Source organism: Streptomyces sp. NPDC039462, from assembly GCF_055639375.1.
This window is the reverse complement of the sequence record NZ_JBVKAO010000003.1, coordinates 314,000-337,085: the sequence shown is the minus strand read 5'-3', so window position 1 is coordinate 337,085 and position 23,086 is coordinate 314,000. Positions and strand designations below refer to the sequence as shown.

The 23,086-nt window shown below is 72.5% G+C and carries 21 protein-coding genes and 1 pseudogene; 14 read left to right on the top strand and 8 right to left on the bottom strand.

What is annotated here, in order from left to right:
- Positions 1-37: 37 nt before the first annotated feature.
- On the bottom strand, positions 38-1,339 hold the full coding sequence (locus ACZ7LU_RS18700) for an alpha/beta fold hydrolase (RefSeq protein ID WP_471917277.1): 1,302 nt from the start codon (positions 1,337-1,339) through the stop codon (positions 38-40).
- Positions 1,340-1,465: 126 nt separating this feature from the next.
- Entirely contained in the window at positions 1,466-2,554 is a 1,089-nt protein-coding gene (locus ACZ7LU_RS18695; protein WP_471917759.1) for a LacI family DNA-binding transcriptional regulator, read from the bottom strand.
- 393 nt (positions 2,555-2,947) lie between these two features.
- Between ACZ7LU_RS18695 and ACZ7LU_RS18690 the strand changes: the two genes are divergently transcribed.
- The 9 genes and pseudogenes from ACZ7LU_RS18690 to ACZ7LU_RS18650 all read left to right on the top strand — a co-directional run bounded on the left by ACZ7LU_RS18690 (position 2,948) and on the right by ACZ7LU_RS18650 (position 12,576).
- Complete coding sequence (locus ACZ7LU_RS18690; protein WP_471917276.1) at positions 2,948-3,214, top strand: hypothetical protein; 267 nt, start codon at positions 2,948-2,950, stop codon at positions 3,212-3,214.
- Positions 3,215-3,313: 99 nt separating this feature from the next.
- A pseudogene (locus ACZ7LU_RS18685) lies at positions 3,314-3,601 on the top strand (alpha-L-rhamnosidase C-terminal domain-containing protein); the annotation flags it as partial.
- A 32-nt stretch (positions 3,602-3,633) separates the two neighbouring features.
- Positions 3,634-4,845, top strand: a complete 1,212-nt coding sequence (rhaI, locus tag ACZ7LU_RS18680; RefSeq protein WP_471917275.1) for an L-rhamnose isomerase — start codon at positions 3,634-3,636, stop codon at positions 4,843-4,845.
- 5 nt (positions 4,846-4,850) lie between these two features.
- Positions 4,851-6,890: a bifunctional aldolase/short-chain dehydrogenase gene (locus ACZ7LU_RS18675; RefSeq protein ID WP_471917274.1), complete on the top strand. Its 2,040-nt coding sequence runs from the start codon at positions 4,851-4,853 to the stop codon at positions 6,888-6,890.
- A gap of 60 nt (positions 6,891-6,950) precedes the next feature.
- Positions 6,951-8,429 carry a rhamnulokinase gene (locus tag ACZ7LU_RS18670; protein ID WP_471917273.1) on the top strand — a complete coding sequence of 493 codons (1,479 nt, stop codon included), beginning with the start codon at positions 6,951-6,953 and terminating at the stop codon, positions 8,427-8,429.
- A 74-nt stretch (positions 8,430-8,503) separates the two neighbouring features.
- The gene (locus ACZ7LU_RS18665; protein ID WP_471917272.1) at positions 8,504-9,265 is read left to right on the top strand and encodes a (Fe-S)-binding protein; all 762 of its coding nucleotides are present in this window, start codon (positions 8,504-8,506) and stop codon (positions 9,263-9,265) included.
- Positions 9,262-10,743, top strand: a complete 1,482-nt coding sequence (locus ACZ7LU_RS18660; RefSeq protein ID WP_471917271.1) for a lactate utilization protein B — start codon at positions 9,262-9,264, stop codon at positions 10,741-10,743. The genes ACZ7LU_RS18665 and ACZ7LU_RS18660 overlap by 4 nt, the downstream gene beginning before the upstream one ends.
- Positions 10,740-11,390: a LutC/YkgG family protein gene (locus tag ACZ7LU_RS18655; RefSeq protein ID WP_471917270.1), complete on the top strand. Its 651-nt coding sequence runs from the start codon at positions 10,740-10,742 to the stop codon at positions 11,388-11,390. Before ACZ7LU_RS18660 ends, ACZ7LU_RS18655 begins: the two co-directional genes overlap by 4 nt.
- Before the next feature lie 22 nt (positions 11,391-11,412).
- Positions 11,413-12,576 carry an ABC transporter ATP-binding protein gene (locus tag ACZ7LU_RS18650; RefSeq protein ID WP_471917269.1) on the top strand — a complete coding sequence of 388 codons (1,164 nt, stop codon included), beginning with the start codon at positions 11,413-11,415 and terminating at the stop codon, positions 12,574-12,576.
- Positions 12,577-12,670: 94 nt separating this feature from the next.
- Here ACZ7LU_RS18650 and ACZ7LU_RS18645 read toward each other — a convergent pair whose 3' ends face one another.
- Genes ACZ7LU_RS18645 through ACZ7LU_RS18635 form a run of 3 tightly spaced genes read right to left on the bottom strand, consistent with a single transcriptional unit; the run spans position 12,671 to position 14,978 of the window.
- Positions 12,671-13,618, bottom strand: a complete 948-nt coding sequence (locus ACZ7LU_RS18645) for an ABC transporter substrate-binding protein (protein WP_471917268.1) — start codon at positions 13,616-13,618, stop codon at positions 12,671-12,673.
- Entirely contained in the window at positions 13,615-14,295 is a 681-nt protein-coding gene (locus tag ACZ7LU_RS18640) for an ABC transporter permease (RefSeq protein WP_398308469.1), read from the bottom strand. The genes ACZ7LU_RS18645 and ACZ7LU_RS18640 overlap by 4 nt, the downstream gene beginning before the upstream one ends.
- Positions 14,292-14,978: an ABC transporter permease gene (locus ACZ7LU_RS18635; protein WP_471917267.1), complete on the bottom strand. Its 687-nt coding sequence runs from the start codon at positions 14,976-14,978 to the stop codon at positions 14,292-14,294. Before ACZ7LU_RS18635 ends, ACZ7LU_RS18640 begins: the two co-directional genes overlap by 4 nt.
- Positions 14,979-15,456: 478 nt before the next feature.
- Between ACZ7LU_RS18635 and ACZ7LU_RS18630 the strand changes: the two genes are divergently transcribed.
- Both ACZ7LU_RS18630 and ACZ7LU_RS18625 read left to right on the top strand, forming a co-directional pair.
- Positions 15,457-16,197, top strand: a complete 741-nt coding sequence (locus tag ACZ7LU_RS18630; protein ID WP_471917266.1) for a hypothetical protein — start codon at positions 15,457-15,459, stop codon at positions 16,195-16,197.
- 171 nt (positions 16,198-16,368) lie between these two features.
- A complete protein-coding gene (locus tag ACZ7LU_RS18625; RefSeq protein WP_471917265.1) occupies positions 16,369-17,568 on the top strand; it encodes an FAD-dependent oxidoreductase in 1,200 nt (399 codons plus the stop codon).
- 64 nt (positions 17,569-17,632) lie between these two features.
- Here the strand turns inward: ACZ7LU_RS18625 and ACZ7LU_RS18620 are convergent, their stop codons facing one another.
- Complete coding sequence (locus ACZ7LU_RS18620) at positions 17,633-18,217, bottom strand: TetR/AcrR family transcriptional regulator (RefSeq protein ID WP_471917264.1); 585 nt, start codon at positions 18,215-18,217, stop codon at positions 17,633-17,635.
- A gap of 188 nt (positions 18,218-18,405) precedes the next feature.
- Here ACZ7LU_RS18620 and ACZ7LU_RS18615 point away from each other — a divergent pair, with 188 nt between their 5' ends.
- From ACZ7LU_RS18615 to ACZ7LU_RS18605, 3 genes are all read left to right on the top strand, one after another.
- A complete protein-coding gene (locus ACZ7LU_RS18615) occupies positions 18,406-19,254 on the top strand; it encodes a class I SAM-dependent methyltransferase (protein WP_471917263.1) in 849 nt (282 codons plus the stop codon).
- Between the two features lie 57 nt (positions 19,255-19,311).
- Positions 19,312-19,716, top strand: a complete 405-nt coding sequence (locus ACZ7LU_RS18610) for a hypothetical protein (protein ID WP_471917262.1) — start codon at positions 19,312-19,314, stop codon at positions 19,714-19,716.
- A 105-nt stretch (positions 19,717-19,821) separates the two neighbouring features.
- Positions 19,822-20,493: a DUF3105 domain-containing protein gene (locus ACZ7LU_RS18605; RefSeq protein ID WP_471917261.1), complete on the top strand. Its 672-nt coding sequence runs from the start codon at positions 19,822-19,824 to the stop codon at positions 20,491-20,493.
- A gap of 99 nt (positions 20,494-20,592) precedes the next feature.
- Here the strand turns inward: ACZ7LU_RS18605 and ACZ7LU_RS18600 are convergent, their stop codons facing one another.
- Positions 20,593-21,891 carry an MDR family MFS transporter gene (locus ACZ7LU_RS18600; protein ID WP_471917260.1) on the bottom strand — a complete coding sequence of 433 codons (1,299 nt, stop codon included), beginning with the start codon at positions 21,889-21,891 and terminating at the stop codon, positions 20,593-20,595.
- Positions 21,888-23,057, bottom strand: a complete 1,170-nt coding sequence (locus ACZ7LU_RS18595) for a PLP-dependent cysteine synthase family protein (protein WP_471917259.1) — start codon at positions 23,055-23,057, stop codon at positions 21,888-21,890. Before ACZ7LU_RS18595 ends, ACZ7LU_RS18600 begins: the two co-directional genes overlap by 4 nt.
- Between the last annotated feature and the right edge of the window lie 29 nt (positions 23,058-23,086).

Here is a 23,086-nt window from a genome sequence, read left to right as displayed (position 1 = left end):
CGAGTTGGGCGTCGGGAGCGGAACGGGCCGGGGGCCCTCAGGCCTCGCCGCGCGTCAGCGCGAGCAGCCGGTCGAGCACGCGCGGACCGCTCGCCCGCAGCCCGTCGTGCTCGAACTCGTCGGTGACCCAGGTCCGCAGGCCCCGGATGGCGCGGGCGGTGAGCAGGGAGTGCTCGGTGTCGACGTACAGGTCGTCGTGGTAGATCGCCGCCGCCACCGGCACCTCGTTCGCGGCGAGGCGCTCCGTGTCGTACAGGCGCGGCCAGCCGGTGCGCTCGGCGAGCAGGTCGGCGGTCTCGCGCAGTGGGCGCAGCGCGGGGTCGGTGTCGAACATCCAGCGCTGCACGGCCTCCCCGGTGAACAGCAGCGGCGCGTCGCCCGCCAGCGTCTTCTCCGCGTCGAACTGCGGGAACTCGGCGCGCGTCCGCTCGGCCGACCAGGCGGTGGGCCGCTCGCCCTGGCCGTAGATCGCCTCGTGCAGAACCGCGAAGAGCGGGTTGCCCGCGTACGAGAGGACGGCCTGGACGTTCTCCTGGAAGGCGTCGGAGAGCGCGAACCCGGCCGGTGTGCGCACGAAGGCGTCTTCGAGGAGGTAGTGCAGGCGGTGGCTGCCGTCGCCGGCGCCGAGCAGTATGCCGAGGGACTGGAAGGCCTGGACGGTCAGCTTGTAGCCGCCGTTCAGGACCGGCTCGTGCTCGGCGAGGTGGGCGGCGATGCGGCGGGCCCGCTCGACGTCCTGCGGGTACCGGGCGTAGTGCGCGGCGGTCTTGCGCTCCATGCGCGGGTAGGCGGCGCGGTACACGTCGTCGGCGTGGCCGTCGAGCGTGGGCAGGCCGCCGGTGATCAGCGCGGTGGACAGGCCCTCTGGCGCCGCCGACAGGTAGTGCGTGGCGCAGAAGCCGCCGAAGCTCTGGCCGAGGACGGTCCAGGGGGCGCCGCCGGTCACCTCGGCGCGGATCGCCTCGCAGTCGCGGACGATGGAGTCGGCGCGGAAGTGGGCGAGGTAGTCGGCCTGTTCGCGGGGGCCGCCGCGCGGGGGGAGCGTCTGGCGGTTGGCGGGCGTGGAGGCGCCGGTGCCGCGCTGGTCGAGGAGGAGGACGCGGAAGTCGTCGAGAGCGCGGTCGAGCCACGATTCCCTGCCGTGGAAACGGGTCGCCCCGAAGCCGGGGCCGCCCGTCAGGTACACCAGCCAGGGCAGGTCCGCGCCGCCCTTGGACGCCGACACCACTTCGCGCGCGAAGACCTCGATCCGCTCCCCCGCCGGATCGTCATGGTCGAGCGGCACGCTGAAGCGACGGTCGGTGAGGACGACGCCCGGCTGGCGGTACGTGAGGGTCAAGGCTGCTCCTGGACGATGTGGCGGGTACGTGTGTTCGGTGCCCAGTCCAGCACATGGGCCGCGTCTGCGGGCTTCTGGGCCGTCACCCGTGGACGCGCCCGCGGCTGCGGCTGCGGCTGCGGCCGGTCAGCGGGGCGGCAGGCTGGAGCGGCGCACGACCAGCTCGGGCACGAGCACCACGCGCCGGTGCTCGTGCGCGCCCGCGGACCCCTCGCCCTCGCCCTCCCCCGTCGCCCCCCTCTCCCCCGTCTCGCTCGGCTGCCTCGTCACGCTCGGCTGCCTCGTCTCGTCGAGGAGCAGTTCCGCCGCCATCGCGCCCATGGTGACGGCGGGCTGGCGCACCGAGGTCAGTGGCACCACGGCGGCGGCCGCGAACTCGATGTCGTCGTAGCCGACGATCGCGATGTCCTCGGGGACCCGCACACCCGCCGCGTACATCGCCTGGAGGACCCCGAGCGCCAGCAGGTCGTTGGCGCAGAAGACGGCGGTGGGCCGCTCGGCGAGGCCGAGGATGCGGGCCCCCGCGTCGCGTCCCGCGGCCACGTCGAGGCGTTCGGTGGGCAGCTCCCGCAGCGCCGACGCGTCCAGACCCGCCTCGGCGAGCGCCTGGAGCGCACCTTCGCGACGGTCCTTGACCTGGTTGAGTCCGGGCGGGCCGCTCACGTACGCGATGCCTCGGTGCCCCGCGTCCACGAGGTGGCGGACGGCGAGCGCGCCGCCCATCACGTCGTCCACGGAGACGGAGCACTCGGTGGCGCCCTCGGCGACCCGGTCGACGAGGACGAACGGAATGCCGTGCCTGCGAAACGCTTCGATGTTGCGGCCGGTCGCGTCCGCGGGCGTCAGCAGGACGCCGTGCACGCGCTGCTCGGCGAAGAGCGCGAGGTACTCGGCCTCTTCGGAGGGGCTCTGTCCGCTGTTGCACACCATGACGCGGAGTCCCGCCTCACGCGCGGCCCGTTCGGCGCCGCGGGCGACGTCCACGAAGAAGGGGTTGCCCATGTCGAGGACGAGCAGCGCCATGATGCGGCTGCGGCCCGCGCGCAGCTGGCGTGCCGATTCGCTGCGCACATAGCCGAGCCTGTCGATGACCGCGAGCACCCGGTGCCGGGTCTCTTCGGAGACCATGTCCGGGCGGTTGATCACGTTCGACACGGTGCCCACCGACACTCCGGCGTGCTTCGCCACGTCTTTGATGCCGACCATGCGTTCCAGGTGCTCCATCCTGCCGTTCGACATCCTGCCGTTCGACCGTGGCCGGCCGTGCGGCCCAGCGTACTGAGACACCTCGACTCGAAGGCGCGTACGGCGCCGAAGGACCTGCTCAGGCCGTGCGCGGCCAGGGCGGGGGCTCTCTCACGGGCAGCACCGATCAGGGTGAAAGGTTTCAACCGGGTCCCAGGGAAGCTAGACCCGTGCCAACTGCACCGTCAATGGGCGGGACTTGAGAAGCGCGACGGCGGCAGAGACTTTTCCCTAAGAACGCAGCAGCCGACGCGAGGTGAGCGATGAGCCCTCCCTTACTCGCCCCCTTGACAGCCGTCACCCCTGTGCCTAGCTTCGCCGTGCATGAAACGATTCATCCGCGAGTCGTTACGGAGCTCCGTTGTGATCAGCAGAAGACGACTGCTCGGCACCATCGGCACCACCGGCACCATCTCCCTGGGCACGCCCGTCGCAGGTACCACCGCCGCCGCGACAGCCACGCCCGCCACCGCTCCGGACCGCCTCGACGAGCCCGACGTGTGGGACGGCGGCAGGGCGACCTCACCCGATTCCGTCCTCGTCCCGTACGGCGGCCCACAACTCAAGGCGCACACCACTTTTCGAGGTATCGACGGGCATGCGGCGGGCGCGCCTCGCCCTCACGACTGACGAGGGGCTCACCGCGTACGTAAACGGCACGCGCGTGGCGCACACCGAGGCCGACAGAGCCACCGACAACCGGCGCCGGCCCGTGCTCGCGAACCGGGCTTCCGCAAGGTCCTCGTCCCACCGCGCCCGGGCGGCGAGGTGACGGAGGCGGAAGGCCGCTTCGACTCGGTCCGCGAGCCCGTCACTGCACGCTGGCAGCCGAGCTCCGACGGATTCCGTCTGGCGCTGACGCTCACGCTGCCCGCCCACACCACGGCCGAGGTGTGGCCCCCGGCCGGCAAGGCCGCCCAAGTAACCCACGGCTTCGCGGAGTTCTTCCGGATGGACGACGGCTACGCCGTCTACGCCGCGGCCTCCGGAACCCACCACTTCTCCACCGATGACTGACCCACTCGAACCATCTTTCGGAAGGCTGCGCGATGACCGCCGGACCCAGCAAGGACGCCGTGAAAGCGGCACTCACCACCCAGGTCTTGGAGACACCGTCCTGGGCGTACGGCAACTCCGGCACGCGCTTCAAGGTCTTCGCGCAGCCAGGCGTCCCGCGCACGACACGCGAGAAGCTGGACGACGCCGCCCGTGTGCACGCGCACACCGGCGTGGCGCCCGCCGTCGCCCTTCACATCCCGTGGGACCGCGTCGACGACTACGGCGCGCTCGCCGAGTACGCCAGGGAGCGCGGCCTGCGCCTCGGCGCGATCAACGCCAACGTCTTCCAGGACGACGACTACCGGCTCGGCTCGGTCACCAACCCCGACCCGGCCGTCCGGCGCAAGGCCGTCGCCCACCTCTTGGAGTGCGTCGACGTCATGGACGCGACCGGCTCGAAGGACCTCAAGCTCTGGTTCTCCGACGGCACCAACTACCCCGGCCAGGACGACCTGCGCGACCGGCAGGAGCGCCTGGCGGAGGCGCTTCGCACGGTCTACGACCGGCTCGGCGACGGCCAGCGGATGCTCCTGGAGTACAAGCTGTTCGAGCCGGCCTTCTACGCCACCGACGTCCCCGACTGGGGCACCGCGTACGCGCACTGCCTCAAGCTGGGCCCCAAGGCGCAGGTCGTCGTCGACACCGGCCACCACGCGCCGGGCACCAACATCGAGTTCATCGTGGCGACGCTGCTGCGCGAGGGCAGACTCGGCGGCTTCGACTTCAACTCGCGCTTCTACGCCGACGACGACCTGATGGTCGGCGCGGCCGATCCCTTCCAGCTCTTCCGGATCATGTACGAGGTGGTGCGCGGCGGCGCCTTCGCGGCGAGCACTCCCGACGGGCCCGGCGCGAGCACCTCCGAGGGGCCGGGTGTCGCGTTCATGCTCGACCAGTGCCACAACATCGAGGCGAAGATCCCCGCAATCATCCGCTCGGTGATGAACGTGCAGGAGGCCACGGCGAAGGCGCTGCTCGTGGACGTCGAGACGCTGACCGCCGCGCAGCGCGCGGGCGACGTGCTCGCGGCGAACGGGGCGCTGATGGACGCGTACAACACCGACGTGCGCCCCCTACTGGCGGAAGTCAGGGAGGAGTCGGGGCTCGCCCCTGATCCGCTCGGGGCGTATGAGCGGTCAGGCTGGCAGGAGCAGATCGTCAAGGAGCGCGTCGGTGGCGTGCAGGCCGGATGGGGGGCATGAGCGGCATGGAGCGGCACACTTGCGTCACGGAACTGCTGGACCGCGCCCACACGCTGGGCGCGGACCCACGCAACACGAATTATGCCGGGGGGAACGCGTCGGCGAAGGGCACCGCGCCCGACCCGGTGACGGGCGACGCCGTCGATCTGATGTGGGTCAAGGGCTCCGGCGGCGATCTCGGCACGCTGCGGGAGTCGGGCCTCGCGGTGCTGCGGCTGGACCGGCTCCGCGCCCTCACGGGGGTGTTCGCGGGCGTAGAGCGCGAGGACGAGATGGTCGCGGCGTTCGACTACTGCCTGCACGGCAAGGGCGGCGCCGCGCCCTCCATCGACACGGCGATGCACGCCCTGGTCGAGGCGGCGCATGTCGACCACCTGCACCCCGACTCCGGTATCGCGCTCGCCTGCGCGGCCGACGGCGAGAAGCTGACCGCCGAGTGCTTCGGCGACACGGTGGCGTGGGTACCGTGGCGCCGCCCGGGGTTCCAGCTGGGCCTGGACATCGCGGCCGTGCGGGCGGAGCGCCCGGAGGCGATCGGCTGCGTCCTGGGCGGGCACGGCATCACCGCGTGGGGGGACACGTCCGAGGAGTGCGCGCGCCACTCGCTGCACATGATCCGCACCGCGGAGCGCTTCCTCGCCGAGCGCGGCAGGCGAGACCCGTTCGGCGCGGAGCTCGCGGGGTTCGGTCCGCTCCCCACCGCCGAGCGCCACGCGCGCGCGGCCGCGCTGGCCCCCGTCATCCGGGGCCTGGCCTCCCAGGACCACCCACAGGTGGGCCACTTCACCGACACGGCACCGGTCCTGGACTTCCTCTCCCGCGCCGAACACCCGCGGCTCGCCGCCCTCGGCACCTCCTGCCCCGACCACTTCCTGCGCACGAAGGTCCGGCCGCTGCTCCTCGACCTGCCGCCGACAGCACCCCTGGACGAGACGGCCGACCGCCTCCGGGAGCTCCACGCCGACTACCGCACGGAGTACGCGGCGTACTACGCCCGGCACGCCCAGCCCGGCTCGCCCGCGATGCGGGGCGCCGACCCGGCGATCGTCCTGGTGCCGGGCGTGGGCATGTTCAGCTTCGGCAAGGACAAGCAGACCGCGCGCGTGGCGGGCGAGTTCTATGTGAACGCGATCAACGTCATGCGGGGCGCGGAGGCCGTCTCCTCGTACACGCCGATCGAGGAGTCCGAGAAGTTCCGCATCGAGTACTGGGAGCTGGAGGAGGCGAAGCTGCGCCGTATGCCTGCACCGAAGCCCCTGGCGACCCGGGTGGCCCTCGTGACGGGCGCGGGCAGCGGTATCGGCAGGGCGATCGCGCACCGTCTCGCCGCCGAGGGTGCCTGCGTGGTCGTCGCCGACCTGGACACCCGGAGCGCGACCGCTGTGGCCGACGAACTGGGCGGGCGGGACACGGCGCTCGCCGTCACCATGGACGTGACCAGCGAGGCCCAGATCACCGCGGCATTCGAAGCGGCGGCCCTCGCCTTCGGCGGCGTGGACCTCGTCGTCAACAACGCGGGCATCTCCCTGTCCAAGCCACTCCTGGAGACCACGGCCCACGACTGGGACGTCCAGCACTCCGTGATGGCGCGCGGCTCCTTCCTGGTCTCACGGGAGGCGGCCCGCGTGATGCGGGCGCAGGGCATGGGCGGCGACATCGTGTACATCGCCTCGAAGAACGCGGTGTTCGCCGGCCCGAACAACATCGCCTATTCCGCGACCAAAGCCGACCAGGCGCATCAGGTCCGCCTGCTGGCAGCGGAGCTTGGTGCCGACGGGATCCGGGTCAACGGCGTGAACCCGGACGGTGTGGTGCGCGGTTCGGGCATCTTCGCCAGCGGCTGGGGCGCCCAGCGGGCGGCGGTGTACGGAGTGCCGGAGGACGAGCTCGGCGCGTTCTACGCACAGCGGACCCTCCTCAAGCGCGAGGTCCTGCCGGAGCACGTGGCGAACGCGGTGTTCGCCCTGACGGGCGGGGACCTCTCGCACACGACGGGTCTGCACATACCGGTGGACGCGGGCGTGGCGGCGGCCTTCCTTCGCTGAGCCCCCCCGTTCGCCCGGCCCCTCCACCTCCCGTCCCGCCCACCGACCCTGTGAGCCCTCATGACCCCTAGCTCATCCCCCCGCTTCGCCGCGGTCGACCTGGGCGCGTCCAGTGGGCGCGTCATGGTCGGCCGGGTGGGGCCCGGCAGCCTCGACGTGGAGAAGGTGCACCGCTTCCCGAACACCCCCGTGCGCACGGGCCCCACCCTGCACTGGGACATCCTCGCGCTCTACGCAGGAGTGCTCGACGGACTGCGCGCCGCCGGACAGGTGGCGTCCGTCGGCATCGACAGCTGGGCCGTCGACTACGGCCTGCTGGACGCCGACGGCGCCCTCCTCGGCAACCCGGTGCACTACCGCGATCCCCGCACGGAAGGCATCGCCGACCAGGTGTGGGCACGCATCCCGGCCGCCGAGCTGTACGGTGCGACGGGGCTGCAGTACGCACCGTTCAACACCCTGTACCAGCTCACGGCCGCCCACGGCACACACCAACTCGCCGTGGCTCGCCATGCGTTGCTCATCCCGGACCTGCTCACGTACTGGCTGACCGGCCGGCTCGGCACTGAGCTCACCAACGCCTCCACCACGCAGCTCGTCGACCCGCGCACCCGCGACTGGTCGTACGAGGTGGCCGGCCGTCTCGGCATCGACCTCGGCCTGTTCCCGCCCCTGCGGCAACCAGGGGATCCGGCGGGCCTTCTGGAGCCCCACGTCCTGGCGGACACCGGTCTGGCGGGCGACGTCCCCGTGACGGCCGTCGCCTCGCACGACACCGCGTCCGCCGTGGCCGCCGTGCCCGCGGCCGACGGCGCCCGCTTCGCGTACCTCTGCACCGGCACCTGGTCGCTCGCCGGGCTCGAACTGGACGCGCCCGTCCTGACCGAGGAGAGCCGGAAGGCCAACTTCACCAATGAGCTGGGCATCGACGGCACCGTCCGGTATCTGCGCAACATCATGGGGCTCTGGCTGCTTCAGGAGTGTCTGCGGGCCTGGCGCATGACCGACTCTGGCGCGCTGCTCGCCGCGGCGGCCGAGGCCGAGCCGCTGCGTTCGGTGGTGGACGCGGGCTCCCCCGAGTTCCTGGCGCCCGGCCGGATGCCGGAACGGATGACCGAGGCCTGCCGCGCCTCGGGGCAGCCGGTGCCCGCCTCCCCCGCCGAGACGGTCCGCTGCGTCCTCGACTCCCTGGCGCTCGCGCACCGGCGGGCCCTGGCGGACGCCCAGCGGTTGACCGGGCGCACGGTCGACGTCATCCACCTGGTCGGCGGCGGCGTCCGCAACGGGCTGCTGTGCCAACTGACCGCGGACGCCTGCGGTCTGCCGCTCCTGGCAGGCCCCGTGGAGGCCTCCGCGCTCGGCAACATCCTCGTGCAGGCCCGCGCCCACGGCCTCCTCTCGGACCGCGCAGAGGCACGCGCCCTGGTGGCCCACAGCATGCCCCCGACGCGCTACGAACCACGCGGCGGCACCGCACGGTGGCAGGCCGCCGAGGACCGTCTGCGGATATGCAGCCGGCCGAGCCCGCTCACCGGGTGACCGCCGATGATTCCCCCGCGGTCCCCGCCCGCGTACGCTGCACCCATCCGATGACCGACTAGGAGGAACCCGCGATGCGTGTCGCCCTGTTCCTGACCTGTGTCAACGACACGCTGTATCCGGACACGGGCCGCTCAGTGGTGAAACTGCTGACCAGACTGGGAGTTGACGTCGACTTCCCGATGGCGCAGACCTGCTGCGGGCAGGCGCACTACAACACCGGTTACCGCCATCAGGCAGAGCCACTCGCCCGGCATTTCTCCGATGTATTCGGGTCCGATGCGTACGACGCGGTCGTGACGCCGTCGGGATCGTGCGGGGCGATGGTGCGGGAGCTGTATCCGCGCATGGGCGAGCGGGCACGCGCCGAGGGCCGTGGCGAAGGGCTCGCGCGCACGCTCGCCCCCGTCGTCCCCAAGACGTACGAACTGACGGAGTTTCTGGTGGACGTCCTCGGAGTCACCGACGTCGGCGCGTACTACCCGCACAAGGTCACGTACCACCCGACCTGCCACGGGCTGCGTTCTCTCGGTCTCGGCGACCGGCCCACGCGGCTTCTCCAAGCGGTCAAGGGACTTGAGCTGGTGGAGCTGCCCGGCGCCGAGGAGTGCTGCGGCTTCGGCGGCACCTTCGCCGTGAAGAACTCCGATGTCTCGGCGGCGATGGGCGCCGACAAGGTGCGCCACGCCGAGTCGACCGGCGCCGAGGTGCTGTGCGCGGCGGACAACTCGTGCCTGATGCACATCGGCGGCACGATGACCCGGCTGGGCGCGGCCGTGCGCCCCGTCCACATCGCGGAGATCCTGGCGAGCACGGAAGAGGAGCCCCTGTCATGAGCGGCACGACCGGCACGTACCTCGGAATGCCGGCCTTCCCAGCGGCCGCGCGCGAGGCCGTGGGGGACACCACCCTGCGCGCCAATCTCCGGCACGCCACCCACACCATCCGCGACAAGCGGGTCCGCGCCATCGCCGAGCTGGACGACTGGGCCGCGCTGCGCGAGGCGGGCCGGCAGATCAAGGACCACACGCTCCGTCACCTGGACCACTACCTGATGCGTCTGGAGGAGTCCGTCACCGCGGCGGGCGGCACCGTCCACTGGGCGGCCGACGCCGACGAGGCCAACCGCATCGTGACCCGGCTCGTCCAGGAGACGGGCGAGTCCGAGGTCGTCAAGGTCAAGTCGATGGCCACGCAGGAGATCGGCCTCAACGAAGCCCTGGAGGCCGCGGGCATCCACGCCTACGAGACCGACCTGGCCGAACTCATCGTGCAGCTCGGCGACGACCGCCCCTCGCACATCCTGGTCCCCGCCATCCACCGCAACCGCGGCGAGATCCGCGACATCTTCGCGCGGGAGATGGGCCGTTGGGGCCGCCCGGCCCCGGAGGGGCTGACCGACACCCCGGCCGAGCTCGCCGAGGCGGCCCGCCGCCACCTGCGCGAGAAGTTCCTGCGCGCCAAGGTCGGCATCTCCGGGGCGAACTTCATGGTCGCCGAGACCGGCACGATGGTCGTCGTGGAGTCGGAGGGCAACGGTCGGATGTGCCTGACCCTCCCCGAGACGCTGATCTCCGTCGTCGGCATCGAGAAGACCGTGCCGGCCTGGCGCGACCTGGAGGTCTTCCTGCAGACGCTCCCCCGCTCCTCGACGGCCGAGCGCATGAACCCGTACACCTCCATGTGGACTGGAACCGCCGATCAGGACGGCCCCAGCGCCTTCCACCTGGTCCTCCTCGACAACGGCCGCACCGACACCCTCGACGACGAGGTGGGCCGCCAGGCCCTGCGCTGCATCCGCTGCTCGGCGTGTCTCAACGTGTGCCCGGTGTACGAGCGGGCGGGCGGGCACGCGTACGGCTCGGTCTACCCCGGCCCGATCGGCGCGATCCTCAGCCCCCAGCTCCGGGGCACCGGGAGCGCGATCGACGCCTCCTTGCCGTACGCCTCCTCGCTCTGCGGCGCCTGCTACGAGGTGTGTCCCGTCGCCATCGACATTCCCGAGGTCCTCGTGCACCTGAGGGAGCGGGTCGTGCAGGGCGGCGAGGTGACACGGCAGGGCAACAAGGTGACGCTGCAACCCGCCAAGGGGCACGCGGCGGAGCGGGCGGCGATGCGCGCGGCGGGCCTGGCGTTCGCCCGCCCCGGTGCGCTGCGCGCGGGCCAGCGGCTCGCGTCGCGCACCCGGCGGCTCCATCCGCGCACGCTCCCGGGGCCCGGGCGGGCCTGGAGCGCGACCAGGGACCTGCCGAAGGTCCCGGCGGAGCCGTTCCGCGACTGGTGGCAGCGGACGAACGGAGGAGCGGCGAAGTGAGCAGCAGGGACCGGATCCTGGGCCGGGTGCGCCGCGCCCTGGCCGACGTGCCGAAGGACGCCCCCGTCGCGTACGAGGACGCTGTCGAGCGCGGCTACCTCCGCGAGCACGGCAGCCGCAGCACCGCGGAGACCGTCGACCTGCTCGCCGAGAACCTCGCGGAGTACCGCGCGATCGTGCACCGCACCACCCCCGCGGAGCTCCCGACGACGCTCATGCGGCTGCTCGCCGAGCGCGGCGCACAGACCGTGCTGGTGCCGCCGGGGCTGCCGGCCGGCTGGCTGGCCGAAGCGGATCCGGTCCGGATCCACGACCGGGCCGCGAGCACGCCACAGGAGCTCGACCGGGTCGACAGCGTCGTGACCGGCTGTGCGGTGGCCGTCGCCGAGACCGGCACGATCGTGCTCGACGGCTCCCCGGACCAGGGCCGCCGCCGCATCACCCTGGTGCCGGACCATCACATCTGTGTCGTACGGGTTCCTGAGCAGGTAGTCGCCTCCGTGCCGCAGGCGCTCGAACGGCTCGACCCCGCCCGCCCGCTCACCTGGATCTCCGGGCCCTCCGCGACCAGCGACATCGAGCTGGACCGGGTCGAGGGAGTGCACGGTCCGCGCACCCTGGAGGTGGTGTTGATGAGCGGTGAGTGACGGGCGCGGCTAGCGTGAGGACATGATCCGGTTCGAGCAGGTGACCAAGCGTTACCCGGACGGCACGACGGCCGTGGACGACCTCTCCTTCGAGGTCGCCGAGGGCGAACTGGTCACCCTTGTCGGCCCCTCCGGCTGCGGCAAGACCACCACGATGATGATGGTGAACCGGCTCATCGAGCCGACGTCGGGCCGCATCTTCGTGAACGGGGAGGACATCGCCGACGTCGACCCGGTGCGCCTGCGCCGCCGCATCGGCTATGTCATCCAGCAGGTCGGCCTCTTCCCGCACCGCACGATCCTCGACAACACGGCGACCGTCCCGGCCCTGATCGGCTGGAAGAAGGCGAAGGCGCGGGCCCGTGCGGCGGAGCTGCTCGACCTGGTGGGCCTGGACCCGAAGACGTACGGCTCCCGCTATCCCGAGCAGCTCTCGGGTGGCCAGCGACAGCGCGTCGGCGTGGCCAGGGCGCTGGCCGCCGACCCGCCCGTGCTCCTGATGGACGAGCCGTTCGGCGCCGTCGACCCCGTAGTCCGCGAGCAGTTGCAGGACGAGTTCCTGCGGATGCAGGCGGCCGTCCGCAAGACGGTGCTGCTGGTCACGCACGACATCGAGGAGGCCGTCCGGCTCGGCGACCGCATCGCGGTGTACGGGCAGGGGCGCATCGAACAGTTCGACACGCCGGGGGCGGTGCTCGGGGCGCCCGAGACGCCGTACGTCGCCGAGTTCGTGGGCGCCGACCGGGGGCTGAAGCGGCTCTCCGTCACCGAGATCCAGACCGACGACCTGGAGGAGCCGCCGATCGCCCGCCTCGACGAGCCCGCCGCGCAGGCCGCCGCCCGGCTGCGCGCGGAGGAGGCACGCTGGGCCGTCGTCCTGGACGCTGCCGGCGACCTGCACGGCTGGGTCGGCCTCGACGAGGTCGCGCTGGCCGGCACCGGCGGCACCGTCGGCGACCTGGCGCACCGGATGAACTCGTGGGTGCCGGTCGGTGCCCCGCTCAAGCAGGCGTTCGGCGTGATGCTGCAGCACGACGCGGGCTGGGTCGCCGTTCTGGACGGCGCCCGCTTCCTCGGCGTCCTGACCCCGGCGAAGCTGCACGAGGCGCTGCGGCGCTCGGTGGACGCGGACGCGCAGGGGGTGGCGCGGGACCAGGTGGAGTTCGACTCGGTGGCCGACGCGTAGGCGCTCCGGTGGGCGTTTCGCTGGTTGGACGGTTCTCTGGCTGCGGGCTGGTTGTGGCTGGGCGCGCAGTTCCCCGCCCCCCTATTAGGGGCGCTTACAGGAGGCCCTTGTCCTCCAAGTAGGCGCGTGCCACGTCCTGTGGCAGGCGGCGCCAGCTGTCCACCTGCTCGTTCATGGAGGCGAGGTCCTCGGTCGTCAGGACGGGGTTGAGGCGGCCGAGCGCGGCCGCGACACCCTTGCTGCCCGCCCGGGAGCGGTTGACCACGGGCACGAGGTAGTCGGCGTTCTGGAGGTGCTTGTCGTCCTTGAGGAGCACCAGGCCGAAGTCGTCGAGGGTAGCGTCCGTCGACGTGGTGAGCACCATCTGGTCCTGGCCGCCCTGCACGGCCTTCTTGGCCTGGGTGGTGCCGACGCCCTTGGGGTCGACCCGGGTGATGTCGATGCCGTACACCTTCTTCAATCCTGGTGCGCAGTACGGGCGCTGCACGCATTCGTCGCCCGCGGCGAGGCGGACCTTCAGGCCGGACCTGCCCAGGTCGCTGAGCGTCTTGAGCTGGTGCTGCTCTGCGTAGGAGGAGGCGACGGCGAAGGCGTTCTGGTCGACGGCCTTGCCGGGGTCGAGGACGGTCAGGCCGCGCGGGGTGGCGAGGCGGCGCAGGGCCAGCATGGTCCTGTCGAGGTCGGGCGAGCCCACCGGCGGCGCGTCGGCTCCGTTCTTCTTGGCGTTGAGCCAGTCCGCGAAGGTCGCCGCGTATTCGGGGACGACATCGATCTGGCCGGACTCGAGGGCGGGTTCGTAGAGCTCGCGGTTGGCTACGGACAGGATGCGGGTGCCGTATCCCGCCTTGTTCAGGAGCAGCGCGTACATCTGGGCGAGCAGGTCGGACTCGGTGAAGCCCGCGGAGCCGACGACGAGGTTCTTGCTGTCGCCCGGCGGGGCGGTGACCTCGCCCCGATTTTCCAGCGAGGGGCCGGTCGCGCAGCCGCTCACGAGGACCACGAGAACGAGGAGGACCGCGGCGGGCCCTCTGCGCCGCTTCATCCGGCGCTCCCCCGTCCGCGTGTCCAGCCCGGGGCGAGCCGCTCGGCCACTTCGAAGACTCCTTCGACGAGCAGCGCGAAGACGGCCACGAGGACGGCGCCCGCCACGACCTGCGGGGTGCTCGCCAGGTTGAAGCCCGCCGTGATGATCCGGCCGAGCCCGCCGCCGCCCGCGAGAGCGGCGATGGTGGCGGTGGCCACGAGCTGCACGGCGGCGATGCGGACCCCGCTGAGCACCAGCGGAAGCGCGAGCGGCAGTTCGACGCGCCACAGCATCTGCCGCCCGGTCATGCCCATGCCGCGCGCCGCCTGCACGACGCTGCGGTCGACGCCGCGCATGCCCACGTACGCGTTGGTGAGCAGCGGCGGTACGGCGAACAGCACGAGTGCGACGACGGTCGGCCCGTCGCCCCACTTGCCGAGGGGGGTGAGGAGGAGCAGGACGAGGACCGCGAAGGTCGGCACGGCGCGTCCGACGTTGGAGATGTTGACGGCGAGCGCGCCGCCCTTGCCGAGGTGGCCTAGGACGAGCGCGATCGGCAGGGCGATCAGGCAGCTGAGCAGCAGACAGACGACGGTGAGGACGAGGTGCTGGGTGAGCCGGTGCCAGATGCCGTCGTCGCCGGTCCAGTGCGCGGAGTCGCCGAGCCACGCCCAGGCGTCGCCGAGTGTTTTCATGAGCGGACCGCCCGTGCTCTCTCCCACGGGGTGAGGACGCGCTGCACCCCGAGCAGCAGCAGATCGGCGGCGACGGCGATGACGACGCACAGCACGGACGCGGTGAGGACCTGTGCCTTGAAGTACGTGTTCATGCCCGTGTAGATGAGGTTGCCGAGGCCTCCGAAGCCGACGATCGCGCCGATGGTGACCAGGGAGACCGCGGAGACGGTGGCGATGCGGAGTCCGGCCATGGCGGCGGGGAGTGCGAGTGGGAGTTCGACGGTGAGCAGGAGGCGGATGGGGCCGTACCCCATGCCTCGGGCGGCCTGCCGGGTGTCCTCGGGGACGGCGCGCAGGCCGGCGAGGATGTTTCGCACGAGCAGGGTGAGGGAGTAGAGGACGAGACCCGCGACGACGAGCGACGCGGAGAGGCCGTACACCGGGAGCAGCAGGGAGAACATCGCGAGCGAGGGGATGGTGTAGAGGACGGTGGTGAGCGCGAGGACCGGTCCCGCGGCCCACCCCCAGCGGCGGGCGAGCACGGCCAGCGGCACGGCGACGACGAGCGCGATCAGGACGGAGAGGCCGGTCAGCTGCAGGTGCTGGACGACCGCGTCGAGCAGGATCTGGCGGCGGGTGTCCAGGTACTCACCGCAGATCCACTCGTTGCGCGCGAGGCAGTCGTCGGGGGGCACGGTCACCTGTCCATTCAAGGCGGATGTGGCGGGTGACGGCGCGTTCTGGTGACCCGAGTGGGTCAGCCGGCCCTTGGCGCTCTCCTGTCCGGCACGGGCCGAGCCGGACTCGCAGAGCGAATGTGGAGCGTCAACTCCCTTACGTACAGGGTTAGTTGCCGTCCACGGACGGCCCGCGCCACGTGACAGCAGCGAGCTGACGCCGCATGATGGGTGAGTCATGGAGACTTCGGGACCGACGCCTCGCCCTCGGTCGCACGGCGGCCGTGGGCCGACCGCGCGGCTGGCGCGGGGTGCGCGTCCGAGGCATGGCCCGGGTCTGAGGCAGGGCGCGGGTCTGACGCCGGACGCGGGTCCGACTCCGGGCACACGTCCTGCGGACGGTGCGCGTCCGGTGAGGGGCGCGGGGCCCGCGGACGGTGCGCGTCCGGCGAGGGGCGCGGGTACCACGGACGGTGCGCGCACGGCGCCGGGCGCGCGCCCGGTGGAACTGGCGCGGTCCCTGGTCTTCTCCGTGGCGAGTGCCCTCCTCGCCGTGGCCGGCTACCACTTCGCCTTCGGGTCGACGGCTTCCTGGGACGTTCGGGCGGTGGCCGCCACCGTCCTGTTCTGCGCCGGACAGGTCGCCGCCTCGTGGTGGTCCGAGCCTGCGCACGGCGCGGATGCCCCGTTCGGCGGCATCCTGCGCGGTGCCTGGCGCGATGGCCGAGACGAGGCTCCGTACGACAGCCGACGCGAGGCGCAACTCGACGTCCAGCGCAACAGCCCACGCGACGCCCAGCGCTACACGCGACACGACGCCCAGCACGACATCCCACGCAACATCCGCCACAGCGCCGAGCGCGAGCCCCAACACGAGGCCCGACGCGAGGCCATCCCGCGCAGCGCCCGACGCGAGCCCCAGCACGGCAGCCAACGCGAGGCCCCCCACCGCAGCAGCCGGCACCACCTCCAGCAAGGCACCCTCCACAAGGCCCAGCCCGGCGCCCCGCGCCGGCCGACCGCAGCCCCCGTCCGCCGCCTGGCGCGGATGCTGCGTCTCCTGGGGGCCTTCCTCGTCCGCCTCCTGCGCCCCTTCCGCGTACCGCTGCCCGCCGCGCTGCCGCGGCCGGCCCCGGTCCCCCGCACGGGGCGGCCGGTTCGCGCGCCCTCTCTCCCCCTCCTCCTCGCGGACGCGGTCGTACGGCGAGGTCCGCCCGTCCGTCCGCCGCTCGCCGTCGTCTGACCGGTGCCGAAGCGCGTCACCCCGTACCGGCCGGCACGGACGGGAGCGGCCCGGGGGCGCCCGCGCGCATGCGCGACCGCCCGACTCCGCACCTTCCACAGCTGATTCCGGTGCCGCCGCCCGAGCCCTGCCCGTAGAACACGCGCCGCGGCGGCCCCAGGAGGGACCTCCATGTCCAAGACCGTCGTCGTCATCGGCGCGGGCCCGTACGGCCTGTCCGCCGCCGCACATCTGCGGGCGCGCGGCCTGGCCGTCCGGACCTTCGGCGCCCCCGTGGCGAACTGGGCCCGGCGCATGCCCGCGGGCATGCTGCTGCGGACGCCGCCCGCCGCGTCCGCGCTCGCCACCCCGCGCGAGGGCTTCACCCTGCACGACTTCTGCCGCGAGGCCGGGGAGCGCAGGCCGGGCGAGCACGACCCGGTGCCCGTCCGTCTGTTCATCCGGTACGCCGGGTGGTTCCGGGAGCGACTGGTGCCCCGCGTCGAGGACGAGCGGGTGGCGGCGGTCGACCGGGGTGCGGACGGCTTCCGCGTCAAGCTGGCGTCGGGTGAGGTGCTGCGGGCCTGCGCCGTGGTCGTCGCCACCGGCCTCACCGGGTTCGCCCACCTGCCCGAGCCCCTCGCGGCAGCCGCGTCCGGCGGGCCGTCCGCCCTCGGCCGGATCTCGCACAGCTCGCAGCAGACCGATCCGGGCACGTTCGCCGGGCGCAGCGTCACCGTGGTCGGGGCCGGGCAGTCCGCTCTGGAGAGCGCGACCCTGCTCCACGAGGCGGGCGCCGACGTCCGGGTGCTGACCCGCGGCGCGCGCATACGGTTCGACGCGCCGCCGTCGTCCGGCCCGCGGTGGCAGCCGGACAGCCCGGCGGGCCGCTCCTGGGGGCGGTACGGCCTGACCCGCCGGCCGGCCGCGTTCCGCCTGCTGCCCGCCGGCGCCCGGCTCCGGCTGGCCGAGCGGGGGCTGCGGCCGGGCGGGGCGTGGTGGCTCAAGGAGCGGTTCGAGGCAAGCCGCGTGCCCGTCCTCACGGAGCGGCGGATCACGGCGGCGGACGCGGACGCGAGAGGCGTCACCCTCCACACCACGACACCGGACGGCGGCACGCACACCGTCACGTCCGACCACGTCCTTGCCGCCACCGGCTACCGCGTCCACGTCGAGGCGCTGGACTTCCTCTCCCCCGAACTCCGCGCGGATCTGCGACGGACCGGCGGATTTCCCGTCCTGGACAAAGGGTTCGCCTCCAGTGTGCCGGGACTGCACTTCACCGGGCCGCCGGCGGCCGCGATCTTCGGACCGGCGATGCGCTTTGTCAGCGGCACCTGGTTCGCGGGCCCCCGGCTCACGAAGTCCGTGGCGGCGTGCTGCGACGACTGAGATGTGAGGCCCGTACACCCGAGCAGCCCGAGCAGCCCGAGCAGCCCGAGCAGCCCGAGCAGTCTCACTGCGGCACGAGCAGAGCGACAAGCCGTTCAATCTGCCCGCGGGGGTCAGGGGTGCCGGCCCAGCCGGTCATCAGGAGGTGGTGGACGGTTCCGACGAGGGCGAGCGCCGTGGTGGCGGTGTCGGTGCCCGCCGGGAGGCGGCCGAGCCGGAGTTCGGCGTCCAGATAGGCGGCGAGCGACTCCTGGATCGCGGCGAAGCCCGGTGCGCCCTCGGCCAGCGCGTCCCGGATCTGCTGGGAGGTGGTGTTGCTGGTCATGGCCAGGCCGACGACCCCGGGGTCGAGGGAGTCCAGGAGCCCGAGCGCGACCCCGTTGAGGTTCGCGGCCACGGTGTCCTGGCCCGCCCGCGCGGGAAGCCCCTGAGCCGCTGCCGCGGTGCGCGCGAACCGGTCGAGCACCAGCTCGGCGATGAAGGCGTCCACCCCGCCGAAGTGTGTGTGCAGCACCCCCTTGGCGCAGCCCGCCTCAGTGGTGACGGTTCGGCTGGTGAGCCCCGCGGCCCCCTCGCGGGCGACGATCCGCTCGGCGGCGTCGAAGAGCCGCTCACGAAGGTCGGGGATCGCGACTCCACGCGGTGACATGGCTTCTCCTCAAGGCTCAAGGCTCCTGGCTATGCACTGCCCCCATTGCCAGAATGGGCGCCCGCCCATACTGTTTGGGCGAGCGCCCATTCTAACGCGGACGGGTGCCCATCTCCCCATGCGGCCACCCACCGCCCCACACCGCCGATCACCGCCACATACCGACGACACCCACCAGGGGGCAGAGCATGCGGAACATCGTCAACACCGAACAGGCGCAAGCATGGAACGGTTACGAGGGGGACCACTGGGCCCGCCACCAAGACCGCTGGGACGCGGTGAACGAAGGCCTGAACTCCCCTCTCCTGGACGCCGCTTCCCTCCGCCGGGACGACCGCGTCCTGGACATCGGCTGCGGCGCCGGGCAGACGACCAGGCTGGCCGCGCGCCGGGCGAGCGGCGGCCACGCGCTGGGGCTCGACCTGTCGGCGCCGATGCTGGCGCGGGCCCGCGACACGGCCCGGCGGGAGGGCATCGCCAACGTCTCCTTCGAGCAGGGCGATGCCCAGGTCCACGCGCTGGCACCCGCCGCGTACGACGTCGCGATCAGCCGCTACGGCGTGCTGTTCTTCGCGGATCCGGTGGCGGGCTTCGGCAACATCAGCCGGGCGCTGCGCCCCGGCGGGCGCGCGGCGTTCATCTGTGGCGCGTACCCGGAGGAGAACGAATGGCTCCAGGCCTTCGCCGAACTGCGCGACCTCCTCCCCATCGGAGGCTTCGGCAAGCCGGGCGGACCGGGGATGTTCTCCCTGGCGGACGCCGACAGAACCTGCGAGATCCTCTCCGCCGCCGGTTTCGAGGGTGTCGGAGCAACCCGCGTGGGGGCGTACGGGACTTGGGGCCGCGACGCTGCCGACGCCGCGGGCTTCCTCCTCGGCTCCGGACCGGGACGCCACCTGTCGAGCCGGGCCACACCCGACACCCGGGCCCGCGCCCTCCACCGCCTGACGGAAGTCCTGCGCCCCCACGAGAAGGACGGTGCCCTGCGCCTGCGCAGCACGGCGTTGCTGGTGACGGCGGTACGGGGACAGCAGTAAGCGACAGGGTGGGGTGCCCCTCGAGTCCCTAGTGCGGCATCGCTACGATGCGCTGCCATGAGGCAGACGCAGTGGACCGGCGCCGCCCGGCACACCTTGTGCCGCGTCGCGTCGCTCGCTGCGCTCGTCTCGCTCGTGGCCGCGTTGTTCATGTGTCTCGGCCCCGTCGCGCCCGACGGTGGCCACCAGGGGGCCGGACACACGACGGCCGTCGCCGGGGCGCCGGCCCTCGACGACCAAGTGCCGCGCGTGAAGGACGCCGACTGCCCGCCCGATGAACGGCGTTGCGCTCCCGCCGCCCACCACGTACGGGCGGTGCTCGGCCAGGGCGGTCCTTCGCTGCCGGCCTTCGACCGGCCTGCTCCGTATACCGAGGTGCTTTCGGTGCCCGGCCCCGCGGTCGAGCAGCCCTCGGACCGCGGCTCTCCCGATCTCCACATGCTCCAGGTGCAGCGGACCTAGGCGGATCCCGGCAGGGCGGCCCGCGTCTTCGGCCCGCCCCGCACAGGCGTCCCCCGACACCACCACCACCGCCGCGCGTCCGTGCGGCGGTCACAAGGAGCACCCATGGCCAAGGCCAAGGCCCACAAGCCGAACAAGAAGGCAGCCGCAGCCGAGCGCAGAGCCCGCCTGGAGGAGATGCGCCGCGCGGAACAGGCGCGCGAGCGCCGGAACCGCATCATCACCGTCACCGTGAGCACGGTGATCGTGGCCTCGCTCATCGGCTTCGGCGCGTACGCCATCAACCGTGCCAACGACAAGGAGGAGCAGAACTCCGCCGCGGCCAAGAAGCCCGTGCGGGGCGAGAAGACCTGGGACGCGAAGAAGCTGGGCCGTGACCACGTCACCAAGGCCGTCACCTACCCGATGACGCCACCGGTCGGCGGCAACCACCACCAGGCCTGGATGACCTGCGACGCCTCGGTCTACGAAAAGGCGATACCGAACGAGAACGCCGTGCACTCGCTCGAACACGGCGCGGTCTGGGTCACGTACAACGACAAGGCCCCCGCCGCCGACATCAAGAAGCTCGGCGACAAGGTCTCCAAGACGCCGTACAGCCTCATGAGTCCCGTCGCCGAGCAGCGGAGCCCGATCATGCTGTCGGCCTGGGGGCATCAGCTGACCGTCGACAGCGCGGCGGACCCGCGGGTCAAGGAGTTCTTCAGCAAGTACGTGCAGGGCCCGCAGACTCCGGAGCCGGGCGCCGCGTGCAGCGGAGGCGTCGACTCCGCGTGATCTGTTGACTGGCATATCTGTTGACCGGGTCCGGTTGACCTGGATCCGGCCGGCGCGCCGACTTGGTGCCGTGCGCCGGCCGGAAACCCGCTTTGTCGATCAGGTCGCGGCGGGCTGCGCGTCAGCAGCCGTGCGGGTCAGCCGTCCCGCGCGGTGCAGCCCGTGGAGGGAGGCCGCGCAGCCGAGGCCGAGGACGAGCAGCGCGAGCCAGGGCAGCGCCGACATGCCCGCCTCGCGGGCGGCGTCGAGGACGGCCCCGGTCAGCAGGTTGCCCACGGTGATGCCGACACCGCAGATGGTGTTGTAGAGGCCGTAGTGGGTGGCGACGAGCCGGTCCCCCGACAGTCGGACGATGGTGTCCATCTCGAAGGGGTACGCGATCATCGTCCCGAGCGCGAGCAGCAGCGCGGCCAGCATCGGCGGTACGGCGGCGAGCAGCCACCGGCCGGCTCCCCCGCCGGGCACCGGCAGCGCCGTCGCGGCGAGGAGCGGCACGAAGGCGAACCCCATGCACAACAGCCCCCGCACCAGGGCCTGTCCGGGCGCCAGCCGCTCCCTGCACCAGGCCGTCACACGTGTCTGTCCGAGGATGGTGGTGAGGCCGGACACCGCGAACAGCAGCGCGACGGCGACGGTGCCGGACCCGCCGTCGCCGCCGAGCCGCCGCACCTCCAGGGGCAGGGCCAGATAGACCTGGAAGGTCAGGACGTACGAACCGATCATCGCGGTCGAGAAGAGCAGGAAGGCACGGTTGCGGACGACGCCGCGCCACTGCGCGACGATCCCGTCCCCGGAGGCCGACCCGCGGTCCCCCGCGTCGTTGCCCCTGCGGGCGGGCAGCGCGCGGATCTGCACGACGCTCAGGAGCGCGAAGACCGCCGCCGAGACCAGGCAGGTGAGCCTGAAGTCGACGCCGGTCAGCAGCATTCCGACGAGCGGGCCCAGCAGGATGCCCGCCTGGTAGAAGACGTTGAACAGCGCGAAGGCCTCCACGCGGCGCTCCCCCGCGTCGGCGGCGAGATAGGCCCGCACCGCGGGGTTGAACAGCGCCCCCGCGAACCCGGTGGCCGCGGAAGCGACGAGCAGCGCGGGCACCGAGTCGACGAGGCCGAGCGTGGCGAAGCCGACCGTGCGCAGGACGCATCCGGCGACGATCAGCGGCTTGTAGCCGAACCGGTCGGCGAGGGTGCCGCCGACGAGGAACATGCCCTGTTGGCTGAAGTTGCGTACGCCCAGGACGAGTCCGACGAGCCAGCCGGCGAGGCCGAGCGTGCCGGACAGGTGTTGGGCGAGGTACGGCATCAGCATGTAGAAGCCGAGGTTGATGGTGAACTGGTTGGCCAGGAGCAGCCGGACGCTCCGGTCGTACGAGCGGAACTGCGTGAGAGTCGTCTTCACCGCGCCTCACCCTCCGCGGCCTTGCGCCCGGTCGGCGCGACGAGCGGATCGTGGACGGTGGCGCAGCGGGTCCAGCGGCTGACCTCCTTCTCGTCGGAGCTGCTCACGACGTCTGGTTCGGGTGCCGGAGGTCCGCCCAGGAGGCCGTGTTCGGCGCAGTACGCGTCGTCGTAGACGGTCTCCAGGTAGCGCTGCGGTCCATCGGGGAAGACACCGACGACCCGGGCGTCGCGCGGGAGCGTCCGGGCGAGCCAGCCCGCCACCAGCGCGACCGCGCCGACGCTCCAGCCGCCGGTCGCGTAGTGGGACGTCGCCAGCTTCCGGCACGCCCAGACGGCTTCGGCCGGCGCCACCCAGTGCACTTCGCTGAAGTGCTCGTACGCGACGTTGCGCGGGTAGATGCTCGACCCGAGACCACGCATGAGCCTCGGGCGGGCCGGCTGGCCGAAGATGGTCGAGCCGACGGTGTCCACGCCGACCAGGCGCAGTTCGGGATAGAGCTGCCGCAGGACGCGGGAGATGCCCGCGGAGTGCCCGCCGGTGCCGACGCTGCACACCAGTACGTCGATGTGGCCGAGCTGCGCGGCGAGTTCGAGGGCCAGCGGGGTGTAGGCGGCGACGTTGTCGGGGTTGCCGTACTGGTCGGGGCACCACGAACCGGGGTCTTCCGCGAGGAGTTCGGCGACGCGGTCACGGCGGGCCTGCTGCCAGCCGCCCGCCGGGTGCGGCGCGGGCACCATGTCGACGGTGGCGCCGTGGGCGGCGAGCAGCCGGGTCATGGACGGTTCGAGGCCGGGGTCGGTGACCAGGGTGACGGGGTGCCCGTGGACCGTACCGGCCAGCGCGAGCCCGAGGCCGAGCGTGCCGCTCGTCGACTCGACGATACGGCGGCCGGGCTGCAACTCGCCGCGGACGCGGGCGCGTTCGACCATGTGCAGACCGGGGCGGTCCTTGATGCCGCCCGGGTTGAACCCCTCCAGCTTGGCCCAGAAGCCGCGGCCGGGCGGGGTGAAGGGCTGGGAGACGTGCAGGACGGGGGTGTTCCCGACGAGGCCGGGGAGGGTGGAGCCGAGAGGGGCGGAGGTGAGAGGGGTGGGGGTGGGAGCGGTGAGGGCGGGAGGGACAGGGGTGAGAGGGGCGGAGTCGTGTGCGACGGGAGAGTGCATCTCTTCGCTTCTTCGCTCTCATTCGAGGG

What these genes read in the sequence shown, in the direction of transcription:
- ACZ7LU_RS18650 (WP_471917269.1), top strand. Translation starts at nt 11,413, where the DNA reads ATGATCCGGTTCGAGCAGGTGACCAAGCGTTACCCGGACGGCACGACG.
- ACZ7LU_RS18605 (WP_471917261.1), top strand. Translation starts at nt 19,822, where the DNA reads ATGGCCAAGGCCAAGGCCCACAAGCCGAACAAGAAGGCAGCCGCAGCC.
- ACZ7LU_RS18625 (WP_471917265.1), top strand. Translation starts at nt 16,369, where the DNA reads ATGTCCAAGACCGTCGTCGTCATCGGCGCGGGCCCGTACGGCCTGTCC.
- rhaI (WP_471917275.1), top strand. Translation starts at nt 3,634, where the DNA reads ATGACCGCCGGACCCAGCAAGGACGCCGTGAAAGCGGCACTCACCACC.
- ACZ7LU_RS18615 (WP_471917263.1), top strand. Translation starts at nt 18,406, where the DNA reads ATGCGGAACATCGTCAACACCGAACAGGCGCAAGCATGGAACGGTTAC.
- ACZ7LU_RS18610 (WP_471917262.1), top strand. Translation starts at nt 19,312, where the DNA reads ATGAGGCAGACGCAGTGGACCGGCGCCGCCCGGCACACCTTGTGCCGC.
- ACZ7LU_RS18675 (WP_471917274.1), top strand. Translation starts at nt 4,851, where the DNA reads ATGGAGCGGCACACTTGCGTCACGGAACTGCTGGACCGCGCCCACACG.
- ACZ7LU_RS18620 (WP_471917264.1), bottom strand. Translation starts at nt 18,217, where the DNA reads ATGTCACCGCGTGGAGTCGCGATCCCCGACCTTCGTGAGCGGCTCTTC.
- ACZ7LU_RS18640 (WP_398308469.1), bottom strand. Translation starts at nt 14,295, where the DNA reads ATGAAAACACTCGGCGACGCCTGGGCGTGGCTCGGCGACTCCGCGCAC.
- ACZ7LU_RS18595 (WP_471917259.1), bottom strand. Translation starts at nt 23,057, where the DNA reads ATGCACTCTCCCGTCGCACACGACTCCGCCCCTCTCACCCCTGTCCCT.
- ACZ7LU_RS18670 (WP_471917273.1), top strand. Translation starts at nt 6,951, where the DNA reads ATGACCCCTAGCTCATCCCCCCGCTTCGCCGCGGTCGACCTGGGCGCG.
- ACZ7LU_RS18660 (WP_471917271.1), top strand. Translation starts at nt 9,262, where the DNA reads ATGAGCGGCACGACCGGCACGTACCTCGGAATGCCGGCCTTCCCAGCG.
- ACZ7LU_RS18645 (WP_471917268.1), bottom strand. Translation starts at nt 13,618, where the DNA reads ATGAAGCGGCGCAGAGGGCCCGCCGCGGTCCTCCTCGTTCTCGTGGTC.
- ACZ7LU_RS18665 (WP_471917272.1), top strand. Translation starts at nt 8,504, where the DNA reads ATGCGTGTCGCCCTGTTCCTGACCTGTGTCAACGACACGCTGTATCCG.